Here is a 20807-nt window from a genome sequence, read left to right on the forward strand (position 1 = left end):
CTTCAGGGTTAATCCCGTGCAATGCGAGGGTGGTTTCTCGCCGCGCTCAGCCGGATTTCTCGCCGATGAAGACAAGATGCTCGCTGCCGTAAAGTGCTGCAGGTGTTTCTGCGACCGAGACCGCAAAATCGAGCCATTGCCGCCGTTCGGCATCGGGCAGATCGGCAAGCCGCCATTCGCTTTGCGCCATCATGCTCTCGGCTCCGAAGAGCGCGCGTTGCGCCAGACCGGTGTCCCGGAAAATCAGAGCGATCTCGGATGGGTCGACAAAGTGTGAATCCACGAAGAAATCTGTTTCAGGTGTGAGCCTGTGCTGCCGCTCGTTTAGAAACTCGTCGATTACGCCGCGCCGCCGTGCGATCGCAGCGGGATCGGTCTTCAGCTGATAATGGGCCGCAGCGAACCTCGAAATGAAGGCGAAGGCGGCGAGGCCGCCCGGTTTCAGCACCCTGATCGTCTCGGAAATGACGCGGTTGCGATCTTCTTCCGATGTCAGGTGGTAGAGAGGTCCGAGTACCAGAACGGCGTCGTAACCGGCGTCAGACAGGTCAGACAGGTCGCGCGCATCGCCGGTCTGTGCCGTGTTGAGGGTCAGGCCGCGCTTTCCCGCTTCTTCGCGGGCGCGCGCAATATTTTCATGCGATAGATCGCGAAGATCGACACTGTGCCCGGCGGCAGAGAGGTCAAGCGCATATCGTCCCGGTCCGGATCCGCTGTCGAGGATGCGTGCCTTTGCGGGCAGAAAACGGTTCAGGAAGGCTTTCGTGACACCAAATTCGAGCCAGTTCCTTTCAAGCCGGAGCCATTCCTCCTCTACGGTGCGATCGTAAAAGTCCCGGACGTGGTCGATTTCGCTCATGGCTGAGGCTTCTCGTTCATCGGTCATGGGGCTTTAAGGAGGGTGAGGCATTCCATAAAACAAATGTCCCTGTCGCAGATCCGGCCAGCATAAGAGCAAATGCCATTTGAAACATCCATGGCAGAGCAAATTCAACGCTCCGGATAGTAGGTTTTAGTGTATTCGTGGAGACCTAAATCATAAAGAGAGTTTCTCACTTCACTGTTTTCTATCTCGATTTTCCGCTTCCTTATCCAATCACGGACAATGCGATAGTCGGCTTTTGCTTTGTAAAGTAACGGCAATTGGCTGATCAAAGAGAGCGCCGTCTATTGTGGTGATGCGCCCGCATCATGCCCAGCCTCTTGGACGAACTCCCGGTACTCATTGCGCAATGTCGTGGGGTCAATGTTCATTTGTGCCACGGCAGTATTCACTTTGATGACGTAGGCCATGCTGCCAAGCAATGTTCAATCCCCGGTTAGCGCACATCAGTCAAATGCCGACGGACTTACCATCAATTTCGAGAGTCGGTTATTGACGCTTCGAAGAAGGACCGGAAACACGAAAATCTGTATGACCGGAACGAGCAAGAGAATCATCCAAAACGGAGAAATGCCGGTTCTACTAAGAATGCGGCCAAGGTAGTAGATCGTGAAAACGAAGGGCAAAAGCGTTAGAAGAACAATAACTATCTACCAGATGCTAATTCCCATTGACTCTATTCTCCTTTTGCGGGTGTCTTGAGAAAACTCGCGTAAAAGTGTTTTTTCGTCAATACTTAAAGTTATTATAAAATTGAAATCAGGAAGCCTTGTTTCTAACTAATGTCTGTGAAAGTGAAGCTCTAAGCGCAAGAATCTTCGAAGAGAATTTGAGATTTTTGAAAAGAGACGTGAGGCAAAAACTCCGCGCCGAGTTTCGCAAGCACCGGGAAAACTATGCGACTTTATACTTCGTGAACCTTGATCAGGGTCGCGCAGAGTATAGCCCTGTCCGGTGGTCAACTGGAAAGGAGATTGCCCCAGGCCGGGAGTGGGATCCCGGCCCGGAAGCACGACACTCAGACCGCGCCGGTATATTCGCCGCGGGCCGGGTAGTCGTTCTTCTGCACGAAATCGAGCGCACCGATCATCTCCTGGAAATGCGGGCGCACGAACGGCATCGTCTGGACGGATGCGAAGTAGAGGCTTCCGTCGCCTTTCATGAGGAAGACGCCGGGTTCGGAGAACAGCGCCGGTTCCTCGATCCCGATCGACGTGGTTCCGCGGCTGGTGGAGACGTAAAGACCCCATTCCCTTGCCACGGTCAGGGGCAGTCCGTAGCCGAAGCGAAGGGCTTGGTGTCCGACCTTGTCGGCCATCTGCTGCGCCCTGTCTTTTTCATCGGACGAAATCGCGATGGTCTTGACGCCCTTTTCCGCGAAGTCCGGGGTCAGGCGGCCAAGTTCTTTCAGATACGTGGCGCAGATCGGGCAGTGGAGGCCGCGGTAAAACACGACCAGTGTTGCAAAGTCGGCTCCGTCACCTGCAAGATCGAAAGTGCCCGAGCCAAGTGTTTCTACCGTCAGGGTGGGGACCTGTTGACGTGGAATTAGCATTTTTTCCTCATGACTTTGGTGGCAAGGCTTCACTTTTGCCTTGTGATGCGGTTAAAATAGCGAACGCAACGAGAATAAACATCCTAAAAAGATGATCAGGAGTACGAATTTGCCGGTTGCCTATCGCACTTCGTTCAGCGGAAAGCTCGATCGGCTGTCATCGCTGATAGATCGTCTGAGGGTTCATGTTGAAAATGCGCTTACCGATCAGCCGGGCAATGGCTTCGCCAATCTCGTGATCTACACCGATCCGGACGGCGCCAACCGGCTGGTCTTCTGTCCCTCGATGGAAGAAGAGGAAAAGGTCTATCCGGATATCGCGCCCTCGGACGGGGAGACGCCCCTGGTCGCCGCGCATATTTCCATTTCGGGGATAGGCAAACAGTTGATCAACGCGTTGCCTGCCTGCATCTCCGTGCCGCTTTCCGAGGAGCCTTACCTCACGGCCGTCGTGACGCCCCTCATTGAAGAGGCAACCACGCCCAGATGTGGAGGGCAGGCGGCGTTCCAGCGCCTGTGCGAGGTCGTGGTGATCCGGTTGCTGCGGCACGCCATGGAAGAGGGCAAGGCCGACACCGGGCTCCTGAACGGACTTGCGCATCCAAGGATCGCCGCTGCGCTTGTCGCCATCCACGAGGCACCCCAAGAATCGTGGACACTGGAGCGTCTGGCCGAAACGGCCGGCATGTCACGCACGCAGTTTGCGGTCACGTTCAAGGAACTCGTCGGCGCAACACCGATGGGGTACCTGTCCAATTGGCGGCTCGACATCGCCCGTGCGGAGCTGGAGTCGGGCCGGCAGGTCAAGTCGGTTGCGACGCTGTGCGGGTTTTCCAGTCCCGCTGCCTTTTCACGGGCCTTCTCGCGGCGTTTCGGTTATCCGCCCAAGCAGAAACGCAACCAGGCTGCTTGACGGGGGCATTTGTGACTGCGGCTGAGCGGCAAGCGCGCAGCCTATTTGCGGTCCTCGACCTTGCGCTCCATTGCGTAGATCTCGTCGGTCACATCGTCAGCCTTGCGCGAAAAGAGCGCCTGTGCGTCCTTCAGGCCGAGATTGTAGAAATGAGCGCCAAGGGAGCCGCTCAGGAAATCGATCAGGAACTCCGCATCCATGTTGCCGATTTCCAGGTCCAGCTCATCATCGAGATATCTCTGGATCTGGGCGGTCAGGCGCGCCCTGACGTCCTTGTCGAGCTTGAGTTCCTTCATGGGATTCTCCCATCGGTGTCCGGTTTAGAACGTGCTGTCGAACTTATGTCATGGAAAACGCGGCAATCTTCCGTTTAACGTCAACTCGGGATTTGGATTTAATCTCAAGCTTGTCGTCCCGGTTTGCCGCGTGCTGCGTGTGAGAAGAAGGAGGAGAAGCTAGGGGTTACTGGTTCCTTGCCTTCCGCTTCGCTCCAGCAGGGATGACAAGGCTGTCGGCTTGCAAGCGCCCGTCGGGCCCCATTCTGTGAGAACCGGACAGCTTTGGGCGACTTCCGGAACCCTTAAGCTGCCTTGTCAAGCAGGCTCTCGAACAGAAGCCGGCCGTCGAGGCCGCCATTCAGCGGTTCAACGAGGTTTTCCGGGTGCGGCATCATACCGAGAACGTTGCCCTTGGCATTGGTGATGCCGGCAATGTCGTTGAGGGAGCCGTTCGGGTTTGTGCCGTCTGCATAGCGGAACACGACCTGGCCGTTATCCTCGATGCCGGCGAGCGTGGTTTCGTCTGCAAAGTAATTGCCGTCGTGATGGGCAACGGGGCAGCGCCAGACCTGGCCCTTTGTGAATTTCGAAGAAAACCGGGTGGCGGTGTTCTCCGTCACCATCTTCACTTCCTTGCAGACGAAGGTCAGTCCGGCATTGCGCATGAGTGCACCGGGCAGAAGACCCGCTTCTGTCAGGATCTGAAAGCCATTGCAGACACCCAGAACGGAAACGCCGCTGTCGGCCTTTGAGACCAGATCCTTCAGGATCGGCGAACGCGCGGCAATGGCACCGGAACGCAGATAGTCGCCGTAGGAAAATCCGCCCGGAACAACAACGAGGTCCACATCGGGCAGGGTGCTCTCCGTATGCCACACGCTCTGTGGCCGCGAGCCGGTAATCAGCTCAAGCGCATGGAACATGTCACGGTCACGGTTGGAACCTGGGAACACGATGACGGCTGTTTTCATTTTGCTATCCCGTAATTCTAGAGCAGGACAACAACGGCAATGAGCGCCGCTATTGCTGGCAACAGGATGAAAGTCGCCGCTTTGAGCGCCATGAACGTCACGTCTTTGCGGGTGTCTTCATCCATGGTCCGCGATTGTCCTCAGGCGATTTCGATCGCATAGTTTTCAATGACGGTGTTGGCGAGCAGCTTTTCGCACATCTGCTCCAGTTCGTTCCTTGCGGCATCCTTGTTGGATCCCGTGAGTTCAACATCGAACACTTTGCCCTGGCGGACCGATCCGACATCGCCGAAACCGAGACCACCGAGCGCGCCCTCAATGGCTTTCCCCTGAGGATCGAGAACGCCGTTTTTCAAGGTGACAATCACGCGTGCTTTCATGTGTCCTGGTCTCCATAAAGTCTGGCTGCCTGCCTGCGAGGCTCCTTACACCAGCTTGCCGGGTTCTGGAAGAGAAGAAGGGACGGGAAACGAAAAACCCCCGCCAATCTTCGGGATCGCGGGGGTTTGAACGATTACTGGACCAGCGTGGGGCCCGAATTCGCGGGGCGCTCCACGGCGATCATTATGCCGAGGCGCTTGGCGACTTCCTGGTAGGCCTCCAGCATGCCACCGAGATCGCGGCGGAAGCGGTCCTTGTCCATCTTGTCGTTGGTCTCGATGTCCCACAGACGGCAGCTGTCGGGAGAGATCTCGTCGGCAACGACAATGCGCATCATGTCGCCTTCGAACAGGCGGCCGCATTCGATCTTGAAGTCAACGAGGCGGATGCCGACACCCAGGAACAGGCCGGACAGGAAATCGTTGACGCGGATGGCAAGGGCCATCATGTCGTCCAGTTCCTGCGGGGTAGCCCAGCCAAAAGCGGTGATATGCTCCTCGGCGACCATCGGATCGTCGAGTTCGTCGTTCTTGTAGTAGAACTCGATGATGGAGCGGGGCAGCTGCGTGCCTTCTTCCAGTCCGAGGCGCTTGGCGATGGATCCGGCGGCGACGTTGCGCACGACCACTTCCAGCGGGATGATCTCGACTTCTCGGATCAGCTGCTCGCGCATGTTCATGCGGCGGATGAAGTGAGTCGGGATGCCGATCGCGTTCAGATGATTGAAGATGAACTCGGAAATGCGGTTGTTGAGAACGCCTTTGCCGTCAACAATCTCGTGTTTCTTGTTATTGAAGGCGGTCGCATCGTCCTTGAAGTGCTGGACCAGTGTTCCCGGTTCCGGACCTTCGTAGAGAATCTTGCCTTTACCTTCGTATATGCGCCGACGGCGGTTCATGGGCTATACCGTTTTTGTGAAACCTTGGGACGGGTATTGCACGCCTGGTGACTGTTCCTGCGGGACCTGTCCCGGTCAACCGGCATCTAACAGCAAGGCGGCAATCCCTCGTTTGCGGCGCGGAACTTACCCGAAGCGCGACAAAAGTACAATCTTATGTTTTCCGATCCGCTCACGTGCACCGGAAATCGCGGCTTTGTACTGCTTTTGGCGCATGCGCGTATCTATCGCGTTGATTTGATGGCCTTGCGGGGATATGCAAGAGGCCAGACAAACCCCATATGGGGTGCAGTGCATGAACGCAGTTCAGGAGACGAAGAGTATGAGCACTTTCGACAAGCGCGAACAGGGATTTGAAAACAAATTCGCGCATGACGAGGAGCTGCGGTTCAAAGCGACCGCGCGCCGCAACAAGCTTTTGGGCATCTGGGCCGCCGGACTGCTGGGCTATGAAGGCGAAAAGGCCGAGGAATACGCCAAGGAAGTCGTTCGCGCCGACTTCGAAGAGCCGGGCGACGAGGACGTTTTCCGCAAAATCCGCGAGGACTTCGATGCCAACAACATCGACCAGTCCGACCACCAGATTCGCCGCAACATGGACGAACTGATGTCCACGGCCATTGACCAGCTTCAGAACGAAGGCTGAGCCGGACGTACAAGACCGGTGCTTCAACGTGAAACGCCCGCCGGAAACGGCGGGCGTTTTTGTTGTCTTGCCCTACATCCCACTTCAGCATCCGGAAACGCAACGACCAAAGCCTGCGATTCGGCCGCAGGAGGCAGGCACGCGCCAGCGCCTTGCGGACGCGGCCCTTCCGGGCGCTCCGGTCGATTTGCCGGTTCGGGCGCAATTGGTCGTGAACCCGAAACTCAGGTCCAGGCGATGGCGGTTCCCACAAGGACAATTCCCATGCCGGTGAGTTCGCGCGCCGAGTAACTTTCACCGAAATGCAAGTGGGTCATTGCCCCGATGAAAATGACCTCGGCACCGAGGATACCGATATAGATCAGGCCAAGTCTTTCCTGCCTTAGGGCGAACACTTCAAATACGCCCGCCGTGAGAAGCGCGGCTCCGATTATCAGTGCGAGACCGATGCTTGGAAAATCCGCCAGGGACTTCATTGCGACCATTGCAATGCTGTAAAAAAACGCCGAAATCAGCGCGAGTATTGCTACAGAGTTGAACATTTTTCTAAATAAAAAATTTATTAATAACGTTACGTAACGTAGTGAGTCTCATAGCCTCGGTCAAGGGAATTGCGCCCGCGATCTTCATTTCTCAGCTCGGTCCCGCGACGGATATGTTCACCGGAAACCTTGAGAATTTCCGCTCTTCCAAATCAGCGCAGGGCAACGGCGGCGTGCGGGGAATTGGGTTTTGGACGTTTTTGTCCCGGACTGGGCTTGCGGCCGGGGCCTGTGCGCGTTTTGATCGCGGCAACAAATGGGAGTTGAGCCGTGACCGACAACATGTTTCTTGCCGACAAAATGCGTTCCGGAAAACCGGTCGTGACCAGCTGGTGTTTCCTGCGCTCTGCCATGATCCCGGAGATTCTTGCGCGTGCAGGATACGACGCCGTGACGATCGACATGCAGCACGGTATGTACGACTTCGATGCCACGGTGGACGCCTTCACGCATATCGCGCTCGGCGGTGCCCATCGGATCGCGCGCATTCCGGTCGGTGACAACGCGCTTGCCGGACGGCTGATCGACATGGGCGCGGAATGCATCATTGCCCCGATGATCAACTCCAAGACAGATGCGGAAGAGTTTGCACGTTCGCTGAAGTACCCGCCACTCGGTGACCGAAGCTGGTCGCCCAGGCGCGCAGTGATGCTCACGGGCCAATCCAACGAAGAGTATCTGAAGACGTCGAATTCCCAGACGATCGGGCTTGCCATGGTCGAGACACAGGAAGCAATCGACGCCCTGGACGATATCCTGTCGGTTCCGGAACTGGATGGCATTTTCGTCGGTCCCAGCGACCTTTCCCTGTCGCTTTCGAACGGTGCAGCGCTTGACCCGAATGGAGCGGCGACGGCAGAGGCGTGTGCGAAAATCGCAGAAAAGGCGCGTGCCGCCGGCAAGCTTGCCGGGATCTTCTGCCTGAGCGGGGAAAAAGTCGAAGAGGCCGTTTCAATGGGCTACCAGCTGATTTCCCACGGCATCGACACGCTCTTCGTCGACGGAGCGGCACGCGGAGCTCTCGGGGAGGTCAGCTGGCTGAAAGACAGGCTGGCCGGGAAAACCGGTGCCAGCTACTGATCGGAGTGCGTCGTTCACGCCAGCCGGAATAGCCCTGTTCAGCCGAGCCGTTTCATGAAGTGGGCGAAAGACATCATGCCTTCCGGCCAGGGGCCGTGGCCGCTTTCGACATTGATATGTCCAGCTTCACCGGCATCCTGAAACGTCGCGCCCCACGCCTTGGCAAGATCTTCAGCCCGGTCATAGCCGCAATAGGGATCATTCCGGCTGGCGACGAGATGCGTCGGAAAGGGCAGGGGATCGCGCGGGATCGGCCTAAAGTCTCCGCCGTCAAACTCCGCGACCAGACCGTCCCGGTCCCAGTCAGACGGTGCCACAAGATAGGCACCCCTGACCTTGTCCTTGAGGACGTGGGCACCGTGAGCCACCAGAATGCAGCCGAGCGAGTGGGCCACCAGAACAACCGGGCGTTCCGCTGCTTCGACCTCACGCACCAGCGTGTCGAGCCAGTCCTTCTTCGCAGGGGCATGGAGTTCGGCCTGCTTGACGACACGGGCCGTCGCCATCTTGTCGCGCCAGCGCAGGATCCAGTGGCCTGGCAGGGTCTTGCCATAGCCTGGAATGAGCAGGATGTCCGTCTCTGATATTTTCATCGCCTGGTTCCGGTGTTCGTTCCTGTCAGGAGAGCGGGCCGTAGAAGCCGTGTTTCAGCGCGCGTGCCCAGCCTGGACGGCCGTTCTTCTCCGCTTCAAGACTGGCCGCGTTCCAGTCATAGCTGAGGATCCGTTCCTGAAAATTCCAGGCCTTGCCCGTCTTTGTCATGACAGCGTAGCGCGCATGGGGACTGCCGACCTCCATCTTGTGCTTGTGCGGATGATCATCCTCATAGGAGGGAAGACCGACACTGCCCGGGTTCAGGATCGTCTGGCCGGTTGCGCTCAGATGGATCACCCGGGGAATGTGGGTGTGACCGCAACAAATGACGGGTGCCGCTTCGGATCTTACCTCCGCAAGCAGCGTCTCTTCGTCCGGCAGATGACCCTTGGGGCCTTCCACCTTCTCGGTGAGGTACCTGTTATCGTCGTCGGGTGTGCCGTGACAGAGGAACACATCGTCGCTCAGGCGGATTGTTGCCCTGGTGGTTTTCAGCCAATCCAGATTCTCAGCGCTCAGGCGTTCGGCCGCAAAGACGTCGGTCGGCCCCATTTTCTCGACTGGGTCCTCGATGAGAAACCGGTCGTGGTTGCCGCGCACAGTCGGCCAGTCCGTCTCGCGCAGGATCGTTGCCGTCTCATCGGGCCAGAGCGGGCCGGAAACGCAGTCACCCAGATTGACTATGACGTCCGGACTCTCGTGTTTCAGATCCTCAAGGACGGCTTCCAGCGCAAGCAGATTGCCGTGAATGTCGGAAATGACTGCAATTTTCATGAACAGCTCCGGCGAAGGGACATCAATACTCAGGTCGTTTTCACAATGCCGCCCCGGTCATGAACCGGGGCCCCTTTTCAAACACCGTTAAAGGTCTCGGATCAAGTCCGGGACGGCAAAGGAAGAGCAGCCGGCCGAAAACGTGTCTCAGCTTTCGCCGAAGACGCGCTTGAAGATCACGTCGACATTCTTGGTGTGGTAGCCAAGATCGAAGCGGTCGCGGATTTCGTCTTCGGACAGGTAATTGCGCACGTCGTCGTCGTTCAGGAGTTCGGTCAGGAAATCGACCGAGGCCGCGCCCGCGACCTGGTAGCTGTCCCAGACCTTCATCGCGTTGCGCTGAACGAGGCGGTAGGCGTCCTCGCGCGAGGAACCGGCCTGTGTCAGGGCCAGCAGGATACGCTGGGAATGCACCAGTCCGCCGAGGCGATCCATGTTGCCGATCATGCGATCCGGATAGACCATCAGCTTGTCGATGACACCGGTCAGCCGGGCGAGGGCGAAGTCGAGCGTGACGGTCGCATCCGGGCCGATCATGCGCTCCACCGATGAATGCGAGATATCGCGCTCGTGCCAGAGGGCAACATTTTCCATGGCCGGTATGGCATAACCACGGACGAGGCGGGCTAGACCGGTCAGATTCTCCGTCAGCACCGGATTGCGCTTGTGCGGCATCGCCGAGGAGCCTTTCTGCCCCTTGGAGAAAAACTCTTCCGCCTCGAGCACTTCGGTGCGCTGAAGGTGCCTGACCTCCGTCGCGACGCGCTCGATGGAAGAGGCGATGACGCCGAGCGTTGCGAAATACATGGCATGACGGTCCCGCGGTATCACCTGGGTGGAGACCGGTTCAGCCGTCAGGCCCATTGCCTTGGCGACGTGCTCCTCGACGCGCGGGTCGATGTTGGCGAATGTGCCGACAGCACCGGAAATCGCGCATGTCGCCACTTCTTCGCGGGCTGCGAGCAGGCGGGTCTTGCAGCGGTCGAATTCGGCATAGGCCTCTGCCATCTTGAGGCCGAATGTGACAGGTTCGGCGTGAATGCCGTGGGACCGGCCGATGCAGATCGTGTCCTTGTGCTCCATCGCCCGGCGCTTCAAAGCGTCGCGCAGGGCATCGAGGTCGGCCAGCAGCAGATCGGTTGCCTTGACCAGCTGCACGTTGAAACAGGTGTCCAGAACGTCGGAAGACGTCATGCCCTGATGAACGAAACGGGCATCCGGACCGACAATTTCCGCCAGATGCGTCAGAAAGGCGATCACGTCGTGCTTGGTCTCACGCTCGATCTCGTCAATGCGGTCAATGTCGAATGTCGCGTTCCCGCCCTTTTCCCAGATCGTCGCCGCGGCTTCCTTCGGAATGACGCCGAGTTCGGCCAGCGCATCGCAGGCATGGGCTTCAATCTCGAACCAGATGCGAAACTTCGATTCCGGAGACCAGATGGACACCATGTCGGGACGGGAATAGCGCGGGATCATCGCGAACAGAACCTCTTCATGCGGGGGAAACCTGGCTGCGGCATAGCAGAGGGCGGCCTGGCCTTCAATGCGCAGATGCGGATTTTGCTTGCGAGCCGCACCAAGCCGGTGAATTTTACGCGAAATGGAATGTGATTCGTTTGCGTGAAGGACATTGGAGACCCGCATGCCGATCTGGCGTCCTGCGAACACGATTACCGTCAAGGCGCTTGCGCTGATCTGGCAGGATGATGCGCTGCTCTTGTCGGATGTTTTTGATGATACTGGCCGGGCGACAGGAATGCGGCCGCTGGGAGGGACCGTTGAATTCGGCGAACCCTGGCGTGACGCACTGCAAAGGGAATTTCTGGAAGAGCTTGGCGCACAGATAACATTGCTCGACTCCCATTTCGTGATTGAGAATCTTTACGAACATCATGGTGTGCCCGGGCACGAAATCGTTTTTTTGTGTCATGCCCATTTCACGGACAACCGGTTCTACCGGCAGGACAGCCTTGCATTTGAGGAGAGCGACGAAACCGATGGGCTCGCGAAGTGGGTCTCGATCGCTGAAATGGACGCAAAGGGACTTGAGCTTTACCCGACAGGACTGCGGGAAAGGCTCTCGGGTTCGGAAATGAAAACCAGTCGCAGCACACGACTTAGCTGAAGCCCGTCCATCAATTGGTTTCGTCAGCTACGTTCGATCGTGCGCATCGCAACGGGCAATACCAGGAGTGTTATCATTCCGACAACGGCAAACAATATGGCGTAGCTCTGGGTTTCCGCGTGAAGCGCGCTCATTGCTGCAAGCCCCATGCTTCCGCCCAGCATCTGCAGGGTCAGATTGATGCCGCTTGCCTGTCCATGCTTTTCCTGCGGAACGGAATTCATCTGCTCGCGGCGAACCGGAATGGCGATGCTTGGCATTGATGCGCCCCATATCAGCAGCGGAATGAGCATCAGCAGATAGTTTTCCCGGATCGATGCAAGCGCCAGCAAGAGGATCGCCGCTCCATGCACCGCGGCGCCGATGAGGACAACACGGCGCGCGCCCAGTCGGTCCGTCAGCTTCCCGATAATAATGGATGTGCCGAGCGTCGGCAGAATAGCCAGGGACACCGCGGCACCGGACAGGATCGGGGATGTACCGACGGTGGATTGCAGGAACTGCGCGACAAACACGAACAGTGCGATCTTTTCGAACTGAAAGATCGCGAAGATGACAACACCGCCCCTGAAATCCGGGATCTTGAGGAGGCTCAGATCCAGGATCGGTGCCGGGTGGGTCAGCTCCCAATGTCGGAAGAGCGTCACCAGTGCACATCCGAACAGAAACAGGCTGACCGTCAGCGGAGACAACCAGCCCCAGTCAGGTCCCTGCATGACACTCGTGACAAGCGCCAGCAGGGCAAGGATCAGAAATACGGGTCCGGATTTGTCGAGGCCGGCCGAGACGAGGGACTTCCCGTTTCGTTTCGCCTCATAGTCCGGTGACCAGACGAGCCAGAGCAGCATGCCGATTGCGAAAACGAACGGAATGCCGATCCAGAAGATCATTCGCCAGGAGACGACTTCCGTAAGAAAGCCGCCGATCAGCGGACCGGACGCCATGAATATTGCGCCGACCGTTGTCTGATAGCCGAAGGCAACGCCGCGCTCCTCCGGCCTGAATGCCGTCGTAAGAATTGCGATTGACGTTGGAAAGATGATTGCGGCAGCAACACCCTGAAGCGCACGTGCGGCAATGAGCATCGCGCCGTCTGTGGCCACCGCCGCAAAAAAGGAGGAAAGCGAAAACAGGACGGCACCCGCGGTGAAGTAACTGCGCCTGCTGAAATGATCTCCCAGACGACCGGCCAGCGCCACGGCGCAGGTGAAACTCAAAAGGTAGGCATTCACGACCCAATGGGTGGCGGAGACCGATAGCCCGAGTTCATCTGCAATGGACGGCAGGGAAACGGTCACGACGGTTTCGTCGAAAACGATCAGGCCAAGCACACCGCTCATCGCAGCGAGCAACCACCACTTTCTGTGTTCTGCAAGTGAACCGATCAAAACTGCAGTCTCATTTATGGGTTCATCACCTAGAATTTGAAGTCGGGTTTTTCCGCCGGAGCGTCGTCCGGCATGTCGTATTCCTCGATTTCATCCAGGAACTCCTCGGCGATGTACCGCTTGAATTTCGTTTGATCGAGGCTGAGGCGGATGGCGAAGACGTAGACGATTGCCGCCAGAAGAGCGACAGCGAGCATGTCCGGGCCGAGCGGAATCATGTCTGCCCCGTTGCCGAACGAGCCGAGATAGGACAGCAGCATGATGCCGGCGAGATAGGGTGCCAGCCAGGAGGCCTCGCGCCAATCCAGACTGTCAAATCCGCCTTGCGAGTTGCGCACGATCAGCAGCACGAAACCGATCGCCAGACAAATGCCGAGGTGGCTCAGGGTGTCCCAGCCGCTCCAATAGATGATCAGGCTGGCAATGATAAAGGCGAGGCATCCGGTAAAGGGCGCGGCAGGCAGTTGAAAGGCTCTCGGTGTGTCGGGCAGAAGCCGTCGGAATGCCAGAACGGCGATCGGTCCGACAACGAAGGACAACACGATTGAGGACGTGTTGAGTGCGATCACCTCCTTGAAGGGGAGCAGAAAGAAAAAGATTGCGGAGACGACGAAATTCACAAGCAATGCGAATAAAGGCACGCCGCGTTGCGACAGGCTCTCCATGAATTTTGGAAACAGGCCGTTCTGGGCCATCGCAAGACCCAGACGCGCGTTGGAACCGACCGAAACCAGGCCGGAAGCAAAGCTGGAGATGCGGGCGCTTGTGTCCAGGAGGCTGACGATCCAGAGCGCACCGACCGCCGTTGCCAGTGCCGCCATGGGCCCGAGTTCTCCGGAGAAATGAAGCGCATGCCAGCCGTTTTCAAGGTCCTTGCCGCTCAGTGCGCCGAGGAAGGCAATCTGCAGGGCACCGAGGATAAACAGGCAGATCACGAGGCTCAGAACGAGCGCAAGCGGGACGTTCACCTTGGGATTACGCGCTTCACCGGCCATCTCGATGACATGCCGGAAGCCGAGGAGCGCGAAGATCACGCCGCCGCCCGAGATCGCCGACAGGATACCTTTCAGGCCTTCGGGAGCGAAACCACCGTAATTGCTGAAATTCTCCAGGCGAAAGGCGGACGCGATCACAACGGCGGCGAGGAGCGACGGAACAATGATTTTAATCCAGGTCAGGGCCGTGTTGATGCGCGAAAAAAACTTGACGCCGAAGGCATTCAGCACCGTGAAGACCATCAGAAGCACGCATGCGACGCCAAGACCGGCAGGCGTGAGCTGCCCATCTGGCGCGTAGAGCCAGGGTGCGTTGCTCGCCGTGTAGCGCAGCACCGCCTCGACCTCAATTGTCGCGGCGGTGTTGTAACCGACCCATGCGGTCCAGCCCATCGCCATTGAGACGACGGACCCATGGGAAAAATGGGGAACGCGGCCGATGCCGCCGGGAACGGGAAGGATTGCCGATATTTCTGCAAAGGTTGCGGCGAGCAACAGCATGGCGACGCCGCCGATCAGCCAGGCAACAATGGCCGAGGGACCTGCGGCCTGCGCGGCGAGGAGCGGTGCAAACAGCCAGCCGGAGCCGAGGATGCCGCTGATTGCGACAAAGGTCAGGCCCAGAAGCCCAATGCTGCGATGCATGTGCGCCAAGATGTTCCCCCGCAAACGTCGGCATGTGCAGTGAGCTTAGCCGAGGGAAGGTCTTAACGGGAAGCCGGGATTTGGTTTTGCAATGGTATGTCGCGTGTCCGGGCAAAAGCCGGATCCGCTGATCGGGACAAGAAGCGCAGCGCCGGCCGATGGTTCGTCTTCAGGTCGCAAGAACGAGGGCCGCTTTTCCGGTCCGGGACAGGTCGACCTGTTCGCGCCGGACTCGCGTTGAAAAAACATTCTTTATGTCGCGCTTGAAAACTTCGAAACGCGCATAGCCGAGCTGTTGAAGATAGGACAGAAGCGCAGCGCCGCTTTCGTTGCTCAGAACCTCGCACAAGAGCGGCGGCCTGTTTTCGGAGAGCGTTTTCTCGCCGCCCCTGATCACACTTGTCTCGTGTCCTTCCACATCGATCTTGACGAGCCGGATCTTGCCGGCGTCAATTCCGTTCGACGCCACAAAGTCGTCGAGCGTTGTGCACTCGATATCGGTCCGGTTCACCGGTATCTCGTGATGGGCTTCGTCGAGGGTCGCCCATCCAAGATTTCCGTTCCGGGGAACAAAAATCGGAACTTTGCCTTGCGTGTCCGACAGAGCCTTGTTGACCGGCGTGGCATTGCCCGCACCGGCAAGCGCAAGATTGGCCTTGAGCACTTCAAAGGTCACGGGATTGGGTTCAAACGCGAAGACCTGCCCAAAATAGTCGCGCAGCAGGATGGAATAGACACCTATGTTACCGCCGACATCGAGAAAGACGGCATCTTCATCGGGGAATGTCTCGTCAAGATAATCCTGAACACCATCCAACTGGGTCTGCTCAAAACTCCCGGTGCTGAACAGTCGCACGCCGATGACATCGTTCATGGGAACGCAGATGTGGGTAAAGCCCCTCCGGCGATTTGCCCTGTTACGCATGACTTCCGCAATAGCGTAAAGGCCACGGTCAATCAGAAGGCTGGATAAACTTCTGGTACGTAACATCTTTCCCCACACCCTGGCTATCTTCTTCTTACTCTAGGGTAGCAAAGCTGTAGTATCGGAATTTCCAAACCATTAAGCCGCGCAGCGTGATGGCGGATGCGATCATTCAGGGTGAAGAAAAGTCTAAGCGTTGCAGATCCGTTTCATGCAGCCTCAGGCTGAAACGGCTGACCGGATGGCGGAAATGTTCTGCTTATAGCTGTCGATCGTGCCGCCCTTGAATACCGCGGAACCGGCGACAAGCACATTCGCGCCCGCATCGGCGACCAGAGGTGCCGTTTCCGGGGTCACGCCGCCGTCGATTTCCAGATCAATCGGGCGATCCCCGATCATGGATTTGATGCGGCGGATCTTTTCCACCTGGGACTGGATGAACTTCTGTCCGCCGAAACCCGGGTTCACGGTCATGACGAGGATCAGATCGAGACGGTCCAGGACGTATTCCAGAACGCTTTCCGGTGTCGACGGGTTGAGGGACACACCCGCCTTCTTGCCCAGGTCGCGGATCGCCTGAAGCGTGCGGTCCAGATGCCTGGTGGCCTCCGCATGCACGGTAATGATGTCGGCCCCGGCTTTTGCGAAGGCTTCCAGATAGGGATCGACCGGCTCGATCATCAGGTGTGTGTCGAAGATCTTGTCAGAATGCGGACGGAGCTTTGCGATCACATCCGGGCCGAAGGTGATGTTCGGCACGAAATGCCCGTCCATGACATCCAGATGGATCCAGTCTGCGCCGGCCGTCACCACGTCACGGACTTCCTGGCCGAGTTTGGAAAAGTCGGAGGCAAGGATAGAAGGTGCAATTTTGACGTCGTGTGGCATGGCTAGGCTCCCGCAATGTCCGAGGGTCCGGATCGCAAGAGGCCGGGCCGACTGATCTGAGTGGGCGGCTATCACGGCAGGTTGTCTGTTTCAAATTCTTTTTGCGCGTCTGCCGGCAAACACGGGTTTGGCGTGTGGAGAGGCACAGTTGCCTTTACAAGCGCCCGGTGATTGCCAGGTATCTGCGGTCAGGGCCTTCAAATCCGAGACTTTCCATCTGGACGAAGATCGCAAACACTGCCGGTCCCTTTTCCGGGTAGAAAGTGAAAACCCGTTCGATTCGATAGGAGAACGGGCAGCGGCGGCTCTTGGGAACACTGGTGTCGTTGTTCAGCGTCCGGGTCACGCCATTCGCCGTCATGGTCAACTGAAACCCCTTTGTTTCAACGCCGTATCCGGCGCATTCTGCGTTTTCGAGCGGGAATTCGGTCAAGGCGAGGTCGAGCGAGGTTTCACCCGCCAAAAGAGGCAGGCGCGGCGCAACCTTGATGTGGTAGGGATTTGAGCCGAGCTCCGTTGCCGGATTAAAGGCAACGGTCTTTCCCATCCCGAAAATGGAAGTCTTGTCCAGAAGCGCATGCGCCGCTTTCTGGTTCAGAGTGCGGGTCTCGGCCAGCGCGTCTTCAGGATCATAGCCGTTTTCTTCGTCAACTTCGTCGACACGGCGGAAGGGAGAGGGTTTCACCCAGCTGTCCGTGCGAACGTCGAGCACGAAGATCTCCGAGTAGGGAAAGCCCGAGCCATCCTGCCACCCGTATTGTTCGAAGGCGAAAAAGTCTCCGTGGCTGGAAAAGCCGTAGATTTCCAGTTCGGCCGTGTCGCCGGCGCGGGCGGATGCGGTCGCAATCCCGATGAATGCGAGTACCGGCAGCAGGCAGACAAGCACCCGGTCAATGGTCCTGGTGAAACGGAGTCCGTTTGGCATAAGCGTGTCCTTCGAAGAGCGCATGTGTCAGACCAGCTTAAACAACCCGGTTTGCCAATTCAGGTCCGCTGCGTCACAGAATCGGCGTTTAATCGGCAGAACACCCTGACGAAGGGCTTTAGGAACATCGGCAGAAGATAGATCGGGAACTGGCCAACCGCGAACCAGAGCCATGTGAATTCCGGCAGCGTTCCGCCGAATGCGGCCACCATCAGTCCCATGTTTCGCGTTCCGCAGGTATGGGCAATGGCATAGGCGTCCTCCCGCGTTGCCGGAACGAACAGGCCGAGCGACAGGCCGATCTGCGTCAGGGCAAGGCCGAAGGTGAAGCCGGTAATCGCAAGCGTGAAGAGAGGGCGGGACAGGAAGCTTGCAGCGATGCCGTCCATGGCCGCGATCGCGAAGATAAGCAGCACAATGACGTTCAGTCCGCTGATGTGATCACCGCTGCGGGCGAGGCGTTCCTTGCCGCAAACGCGTCGCAGGATCATCGCGATCACAAACGCCCCGGCCAGGAGGACCGACAGCTTCATCGCCAGGCCGCCGACACTCAGGGGCAGGGCGTCGCCAAGCATGAGACCGCCGACAAAAGGAACCGTCAGTGGCGTGACGATCATTGCAGCAACGGAAAGGGCAAGACTGAGTGTCCCGTCCAGGCCGAGCAGGTAGATGAAGGCGGGTGCCGCAAGGACCGGAGGGGCCGCCGTGGAGATGAACAGCGCGAGCGCGACGTCGGGGCCCAATTGCGACAGTCCCGTATGCGCCAGCAGCAGATAGGTGAGGAGCGGTGCCCCCAGCATCATCCAGACCAAGGCGGCGATTAACAGGGCGGGCCGCTTCAGGCGCGTTTTGATGGCGGTCTGGTCGACCCGCAGGAACGCAAGCGTCAACAGACCGAAGACAGCAAACTCAAGATAGGGCCGCAGATACGCCGACAGTGCAGGCAAAGCCAGGCCGATGAAGATGCTCACCGCAAGCGCGGTTGTTCCATGACGGCCGGTGAAGGCCAATCCTGCCCCGAGCATTCGAATCATCTAAAGTCGTCTCCTGAAACCGCAAGATGAGGCGGCACCTTGCGCTACTTAACCGAACGGGGGCGCCGATACCAGCCAGATCGGCGTGCCTGAGATACTTCAGGTAGGTGTATGACAAACAGGGCAGCTCAGCCACATGTCTATGATGTCGTGGTGCTTGGCGCGGGTATTGTCGGTGTCTGCACCGCCATTCACTTGCGGCGCCTGGGACTGGAAGTTGCGCTGGTCGACCGGGTGCATCCGGGCGAAGAAGCTTCGTTCGGCAATGCGGGGATCGTTCAGTGCAACGGCTTCGCACCGCATGCGATACCGACCAATCCCGTCCAGCTTCTGAAAATCGCTTTCGGCATGTCCAGCGCCGTCTCGCTCAACCTGAAAAAGACTTTCGAGCTCCTACCCTGGCTCCGCGAGTATCATGCAGCGTGCAGTCCGCGCGGCATCGAAGCCTACTCGCGTGCCATTGCGCCGCTGAGGGCGCTGGCGGCACAAGATCATCTCGACCTCGCGAAGTCGACCATTGCCGACCGGTTCTACCGCAAAGGCGGCTGGCTCTATCTTTATCGCAGCGAGGCCTCGTACCGTCACGGTGAGATTGAACGCTACTATGCCCGGGTGTTCGGTGTGACTTATGACGAGCTTCAGTCGGGGGAAACCCGCACGCTTGAGCCTGGGTTGAAATCGGCAAACATCCGGGCTGTTCACTGGCTCGAGAGTTGCTCGGTGTCCAATCCGGGCGCTGTCGTCGATGCGTTCTGGCGCGGATTCATCCAGGAAGGCGGCGCGTATTATCGCGGTGATGCCCTGAAGCTTCAGCGCGGGCAAGGCGACTGGTTTCTTGACAGCGAACGCGGCACGATTCTCGCCGAAAACGCGGTGATCGCCCTTGGAGCGTGGTCGAACGATCTGTTGCGGAATTTCGGCGAAGACGTCCCTCTTGTTGCCAAACGCGGATACCACATGCATTTCCAGCCACAGACTGGAGCCTCGCTGTCCAGACCCGTAGTCGACGTGGACAACGGTTTTGCACTGACACCTACGGACAAGGGGATCCGGCTCACGACGGGTGTGGAACTCGCAGACAGGGATGCGCCACCCAATCCCAATATCATCAAGCTTGCCAAACGGCGCGCTTCAGAGTTGCTGCCACTCGGACGGGCGCTGCAGGAAGAACCCTGGCTGGGGTCGAGGCCGTGCCTGCCGGATTCGTTGCCCGTCTGCGGGCCGTCCCGGAAAACACCCGGGCTCTGGCTCAATTTCGGCCACGGCCACGACGGCTTCACGCTTGGACCCGTGACCGGCCGGCTGCTGGCGGAACAAATTGCAGGCAGGCAGACGGGGTTCGACCTCAGCGCTTTTTCTGCGGCACGATTTGCTGAATAGGACAAACCGGAACGGGACCTCCAGCACATTGATCCCGTCTTGGGTTGCCGGTCATTCGTGGACAATCCTTAATTTGGGTGCGCGCGGAACGTCCCCATTTTGAAACTGTATGCCGGCACGGTGCCGGTACCAGTAGGAGATCAGTCATGATCCATTTGAACATGTTCGGCCCGGCGAAAACCGGGATATTTGCCGCCGCAATTACCTTGGGGACCTGCTCGGCTGCCTTTGCGCAGTTCGAGGTGGGCGACACTCTGGGGCAATCCGTTTCCGAGATCGCCGGTTCCCTGGAAGCCGGGGGCTACGAAATCCGGGAGATCGACGTGGAAAGAAACCGGATCGAGATCGAGGCGATCCTGGAAGGGACCAAGTACGAGATCAAGGTGGACCCGAAATCCGGACAGGTGATCAAGGTCGAACTGGACTGACGCCGCCCTTGCGTCCGGTGCCTGCGCCCCTTGAAAGACCTAGTTCTCCCTGAGCGGCAGCGCGACCGTGTCCTTGACCGTGTTCACGACGATGCGCGACTGGACGTCCGACACCAGCGTATTGTCGAGCAGCTTCAGGCGCAGAAAATTGTCATAGGTCTTGATATCGTCGGTCACCACCTTGATGAGGTAATCGACGGCGCCGGTGATGCGCTCGCATGTCACGACTTCGGGCCAGTGATGCACAAGCTTGTCGAACGTATCCATGTTGTCGCGGCTGGGCACGGCGAGCTTGACAAAGGAATAGGCGACGAAGCCCAACCCGACCGACTCCCGGTCAACGATTGCTGTGATCTGCCGTATGATTCCCTGCTCCTTCAGGCGCTTGATCCGGCGCCAGCAGGGCGTCTGGCTCATTCCAGCTTCCTTGGCCACCTCGGCTATCGAAAGCGATGCGTCGCGCTGCAGGACTCGCAGGACGCGGATGTCGGAAGGGTCGAGAAGATTTTTATCGGACATTGCTGATTTGAGGAAATTTTGTGCGGTTATGGGGATCGAG

24 protein-coding genes are annotated in these 20807 nt (G+C 58.2%); 6 read left to right on the plus strand and 18 right to left on the minus strand.

Annotated features, from left to right (window positions below; all coding sequences use genetic code 11):
* Positions 1–46: 46 nt before the first annotated feature.
* Complete coding sequence (locus tag RDA78_RS18550) at positions 47–859, minus strand: class I SAM-dependent methyltransferase (RefSeq protein WP_434051299.1); 813 nt, start codon at positions 857–859, stop codon at positions 47–49.
* Positions 860–1901: 1042 nt separating this feature from the next.
* On the minus strand, positions 1902–2438 hold the full coding sequence (locus RDA78_RS18555) for a peroxiredoxin-like family protein (protein WP_434051300.1): 537 nt from the start codon (positions 2436–2438) through the stop codon (positions 1902–1904).
* 109 nt (positions 2439–2547) lie between these two features.
* Between RDA78_RS18555 and RDA78_RS18560 the strand changes: the two genes are divergently transcribed.
* A complete protein-coding gene (locus RDA78_RS18560) occupies positions 2548–3351 on the plus strand; it encodes a helix-turn-helix domain-containing protein (RefSeq protein ID WP_434051301.1) in 804 nt (267 codons plus the stop codon).
* Positions 3352–3392: 41 nt separating this feature from the next.
* Here RDA78_RS18560 and RDA78_RS18565 read toward each other — a convergent pair whose 3' ends face one another.
* From RDA78_RS18565 to purC, 5 genes are all read right to left on the minus strand, one after another.
* A complete protein-coding gene (locus tag RDA78_RS18565) occupies positions 3393–3647 on the minus strand; it encodes a DUF2164 domain-containing protein (RefSeq protein ID WP_434051302.1) in 255 nt (84 codons plus the stop codon).
* 284 nt (positions 3648–3931) lie between these two features.
* Positions 3932–4600 (minus strand): phosphoribosylformylglycinamidine synthase subunit PurQ, encoded by a 669-nt coding sequence (purQ, locus tag RDA78_RS18570; protein WP_434051303.1) that lies wholly within the window; start codon positions 4598–4600, stop codon positions 3932–3934.
* Positions 4601–4617: 17 nt separating this feature from the next.
* Positions 4618–4725 (minus strand): phosphoribosylformylglycinamidine synthase-associated small membrane protein, encoded by a 108-nt coding sequence (locus RDA78_RS18575; RefSeq protein WP_434051304.1) that lies wholly within the window; start codon positions 4723–4725, stop codon positions 4618–4620.
* 15 nt (positions 4726–4740) lie between these two features.
* Positions 4741–4980 (minus strand): phosphoribosylformylglycinamidine synthase subunit PurS, encoded by a 240-nt coding sequence (purS, locus tag RDA78_RS18580; protein ID WP_434051305.1) that lies wholly within the window; start codon positions 4978–4980, stop codon positions 4741–4743.
* Between the two features lie 134 nt (positions 4981–5114).
* A complete protein-coding gene (gene purC / locus RDA78_RS18585) occupies positions 5115–5879 on the minus strand; it encodes a phosphoribosylaminoimidazolesuccinocarboxamide synthase (RefSeq protein ID WP_306145997.1) in 765 nt (254 codons plus the stop codon).
* Positions 5880–6201: 322 nt separating this feature from the next.
* On the opposite strand from purC, the gene RDA78_RS18590 reads away from it, so the two are divergent.
* A complete protein-coding gene (locus RDA78_RS18590) occupies positions 6202–6525 on the plus strand; it encodes a DUF1476 domain-containing protein (RefSeq protein WP_434051306.1) in 324 nt (107 codons plus the stop codon).
* A 224-nt stretch (positions 6526–6749) separates the two neighbouring features.
* On the opposite strand, the gene RDA78_RS18595 is transcribed toward RDA78_RS18590, so the two are convergent.
* Positions 6750–7067 (minus strand): hypothetical protein, encoded by a 318-nt coding sequence (locus tag RDA78_RS18595; protein WP_434051307.1) that lies wholly within the window; start codon positions 7065–7067, stop codon positions 6750–6752.
* A 270-nt stretch (positions 7068–7337) separates the two neighbouring features.
* Between RDA78_RS18595 and RDA78_RS18600 the strand changes: the two genes are divergently transcribed.
* Positions 7338–8147 carry an HpcH/HpaI aldolase family protein gene (locus RDA78_RS18600; RefSeq protein ID WP_434051308.1) on the plus strand — a complete coding sequence of 270 codons (810 nt, stop codon included), beginning with the start codon at positions 7338–7340 and terminating at the stop codon, positions 8145–8147.
* Positions 8148–8185: 38 nt separating this feature from the next.
* Here RDA78_RS18600 and RDA78_RS18605 read toward each other — a convergent pair whose 3' ends face one another.
* The 3 genes from RDA78_RS18605 to purB all read right to left on the minus strand — a co-directional run bounded on the left by RDA78_RS18605 (position 8186) and on the right by purB (position 10991).
* The gene (locus RDA78_RS18605) at positions 8186–8740 is read right to left on the minus strand and encodes an RBBP9/YdeN family alpha/beta hydrolase (protein WP_434051309.1); all 555 of its coding nucleotides are present in this window, start codon (positions 8738–8740) and stop codon (positions 8186–8188) included.
* A 25-nt stretch (positions 8741–8765) separates the two neighbouring features.
* Entirely contained in the window at positions 8766–9515 is a 750-nt protein-coding gene (locus RDA78_RS18610; RefSeq protein WP_434051310.1) for a metallophosphoesterase family protein, read from the minus strand.
* Positions 9516–9662: 147 nt separating this feature from the next.
* Positions 9663–10991 carry an adenylosuccinate lyase gene (gene purB, locus RDA78_RS18615; RefSeq protein ID WP_434056173.1) on the minus strand — a complete coding sequence of 443 codons (1329 nt, stop codon included), beginning with the start codon at positions 10989–10991 and terminating at the stop codon, positions 9663–9665.
* A gap of 166 nt (positions 10992–11157) precedes the next feature.
* Here purB and RDA78_RS18620 point away from each other — a divergent pair, with 166 nt between their 5' ends.
* A complete protein-coding gene (locus tag RDA78_RS18620; protein WP_434051311.1) occupies positions 11158–11640 on the plus strand; it encodes an NUDIX hydrolase in 483 nt (160 codons plus the stop codon).
* 23 nt (positions 11641–11663) lie between these two features.
* Here the strand turns inward: RDA78_RS18620 and RDA78_RS18625 are convergent, their stop codons facing one another.
* The 6 genes from RDA78_RS18625 to RDA78_RS18650 all read right to left on the minus strand — a co-directional run bounded on the left by RDA78_RS18625 (position 11664) and on the right by RDA78_RS18650 (position 18440).
* Positions 11664–13028: an MFS transporter gene (locus tag RDA78_RS18625; RefSeq protein WP_434051312.1), complete on the minus strand. Its 1365-nt coding sequence runs from the start codon at positions 13026–13028 to the stop codon at positions 11664–11666.
* A gap of 29 nt (positions 13029–13057) precedes the next feature.
* Entirely contained in the window at positions 13058–14668 is a 1611-nt protein-coding gene (locus RDA78_RS18630) for an APC family permease (protein WP_434051313.1), read from the minus strand.
* A gap of 169 nt (positions 14669–14837) precedes the next feature.
* Positions 14838–15659 (minus strand): FkbM family methyltransferase, encoded by an 822-nt coding sequence (locus tag RDA78_RS18635; protein WP_434051314.1) that lies wholly within the window; start codon positions 15657–15659, stop codon positions 14838–14840.
* A gap of 153 nt (positions 15660–15812) precedes the next feature.
* Positions 15813–16481 carry a ribulose-phosphate 3-epimerase gene (gene rpe / locus RDA78_RS18640; protein WP_434051315.1) on the minus strand — a complete coding sequence of 223 codons (669 nt, stop codon included), beginning with the start codon at positions 16479–16481 and terminating at the stop codon, positions 15813–15815.
* Between the two features lie 154 nt (positions 16482–16635).
* On the minus strand, positions 16636–17406 hold the full coding sequence (locus RDA78_RS18645) for a DUF2259 domain-containing protein (RefSeq protein ID WP_434051316.1): 771 nt from the start codon (positions 17404–17406) through the stop codon (positions 16636–16638).
* A 59-nt stretch (positions 17407–17465) separates the two neighbouring features.
* Positions 17466–18440: a sodium:proton symporter gene (locus RDA78_RS18650; protein WP_434051317.1), complete on the minus strand. Its 975-nt coding sequence runs from the start codon at positions 18438–18440 to the stop codon at positions 17466–17468.
* A 111-nt stretch (positions 18441–18551) separates the two neighbouring features.
* On the opposite strand from RDA78_RS18650, the gene RDA78_RS18655 reads away from it, so the two are divergent.
* Together RDA78_RS18655 and RDA78_RS18660 are read left to right on the plus strand one after the other, a co-directional pair.
* A complete protein-coding gene (locus RDA78_RS18655; RefSeq protein ID WP_434051318.1) occupies positions 18552–19820 on the plus strand; it encodes an NAD(P)/FAD-dependent oxidoreductase in 1269 nt (422 codons plus the stop codon).
* Between the two features lie 146 nt (positions 19821–19966).
* Positions 19967–20248: a PepSY domain-containing protein gene (locus RDA78_RS18660; RefSeq protein ID WP_434051319.1), complete on the plus strand. Its 282-nt coding sequence runs from the start codon at positions 19967–19969 to the stop codon at positions 20246–20248.
* A 39-nt stretch (positions 20249–20287) separates the two neighbouring features.
* Here the strand turns inward: RDA78_RS18660 and RDA78_RS18665 are convergent, their stop codons facing one another.
* Positions 20288–20767, minus strand: coding sequence for an Lrp/AsnC family transcriptional regulator (locus RDA78_RS18665; protein ID WP_434051320.1), 480 nt, complete (start codon positions 20765–20767; stop codon positions 20288–20290).
* Between the last annotated feature and the right edge of the window lie 40 nt (positions 20768–20807).

It is taken from the genome of Roseibium sp. (genome assembly GCF_051016195.1).
In the GTDB taxonomy this organism is placed as follows: domain Bacteria; phylum Pseudomonadota; class Alphaproteobacteria; order Rhizobiales; family Stappiaceae; genus Roseibium.

Bases quoted from the DNA above. Each gene is read 5' to 3' on its own strand.
- purQ (WP_434051303.1), bottom strand. From the start codon at position 4,600: ATGAAAACAGCCGTCATCGTGTTCCCAGGTTCCAACCGTGACCGTGAC.
- RDA78_RS18655 (WP_434051318.1), top strand. From the start codon at position 18,552: ATGACAAACAGGGCAGCTCAGCCACATGTCTATGATGTCGTGGTGCTT.
- RDA78_RS18620 (WP_434051311.1), top strand. From the start codon at position 11,158: ATGCCGATCTGGCGTCCTGCGAACACGATTACCGTCAAGGCGCTTGCG.
- RDA78_RS18550 (WP_434051299.1), bottom strand. From the start codon at position 859: ATGAGCGAAATCGACCACGTCCGGGACTTTTACGATCGCACCGTAGAG.
- RDA78_RS18630 (WP_434051313.1), bottom strand. From the start codon at position 14,668: ATGCATCGCAGCATTGGGCTTCTGGGCCTGACCTTTGTCGCAATCAGC.
- RDA78_RS18595 (WP_434051307.1), bottom strand. From the start codon at position 7,067: ATGTTCAACTCTGTAGCAATACTCGCGCTGATTTCGGCGTTTTTTTAC.
- rpe (WP_434051315.1), bottom strand. From the start codon at position 16,481: ATGCCACACGACGTCAAAATTGCACCTTCTATCCTTGCCTCCGACTTT.
- RDA78_RS18645 (WP_434051316.1), bottom strand. From the start codon at position 17,406: ATGCCAAACGGACTCCGTTTCACCAGGACCATTGACCGGGTGCTTGTC.
- RDA78_RS18575 (WP_434051304.1), bottom strand. From the start codon at position 4,725: ATGGATGAAGACACCCGCAAAGACGTGACGTTCATGGCGCTCAAAGCG.
- RDA78_RS18650 (WP_434051317.1), bottom strand. From the start codon at position 18,440: ATGATTCGAATGCTCGGGGCAGGATTGGCCTTCACCGGCCGTCATGGA.
- RDA78_RS18660 (WP_434051319.1), top strand. From the start codon at position 19,967: ATGATCCATTTGAACATGTTCGGCCCGGCGAAAACCGGGATATTTGCC.
- RDA78_RS18665 (WP_434051320.1), bottom strand. From the start codon at position 20,767: ATGTCCGATAAAAATCTTCTCGACCCTTCCGACATCCGCGTCCTGCGA.
- purB (WP_434056173.1), bottom strand. From the start codon at position 10,991: ATGATCCCGCGCTATTCCCGTCCCGACATGGTGTCCATCTGGTCTCCG.
- RDA78_RS18590 (WP_434051306.1), top strand. From the start codon at position 6,202: ATGAGCACTTTCGACAAGCGCGAACAGGGATTTGAAAACAAATTCGCG.
- purS (WP_434051305.1), bottom strand. From the start codon at position 4,980: ATGAAAGCACGCGTGATTGTCACCTTGAAAAACGGCGTTCTCGATCCT.
- RDA78_RS18635 (WP_434051314.1), bottom strand. From the start codon at position 15,659: ATGTTACGTACCAGAAGTTTATCCAGCCTTCTGATTGACCGTGGCCTT.
- RDA78_RS18565 (WP_434051302.1), bottom strand. From the start codon at position 3,647: ATGAAGGAACTCAAGCTCGACAAGGACGTCAGGGCGCGCCTGACCGCC.
- RDA78_RS18610 (WP_434051310.1), bottom strand. From the start codon at position 9,515: ATGAAAATTGCAGTCATTTCCGACATTCACGGCAATCTGCTTGCGCTG.
- RDA78_RS18605 (WP_434051309.1), bottom strand. From the start codon at position 8,740: ATGAAAATATCAGAGACGGACATCCTGCTCATTCCAGGCTATGGCAAG.
- purC (WP_306145997.1), bottom strand. From the start codon at position 5,879: ATGAACCGCCGTCGGCGCATATACGAAGGTAAAGGCAAGATTCTCTAC.
- RDA78_RS18555 (WP_434051300.1), bottom strand. From the start codon at position 2,438: ATGCTAATTCCACGTCAACAGGTCCCCACCCTGACGGTAGAAACACTT.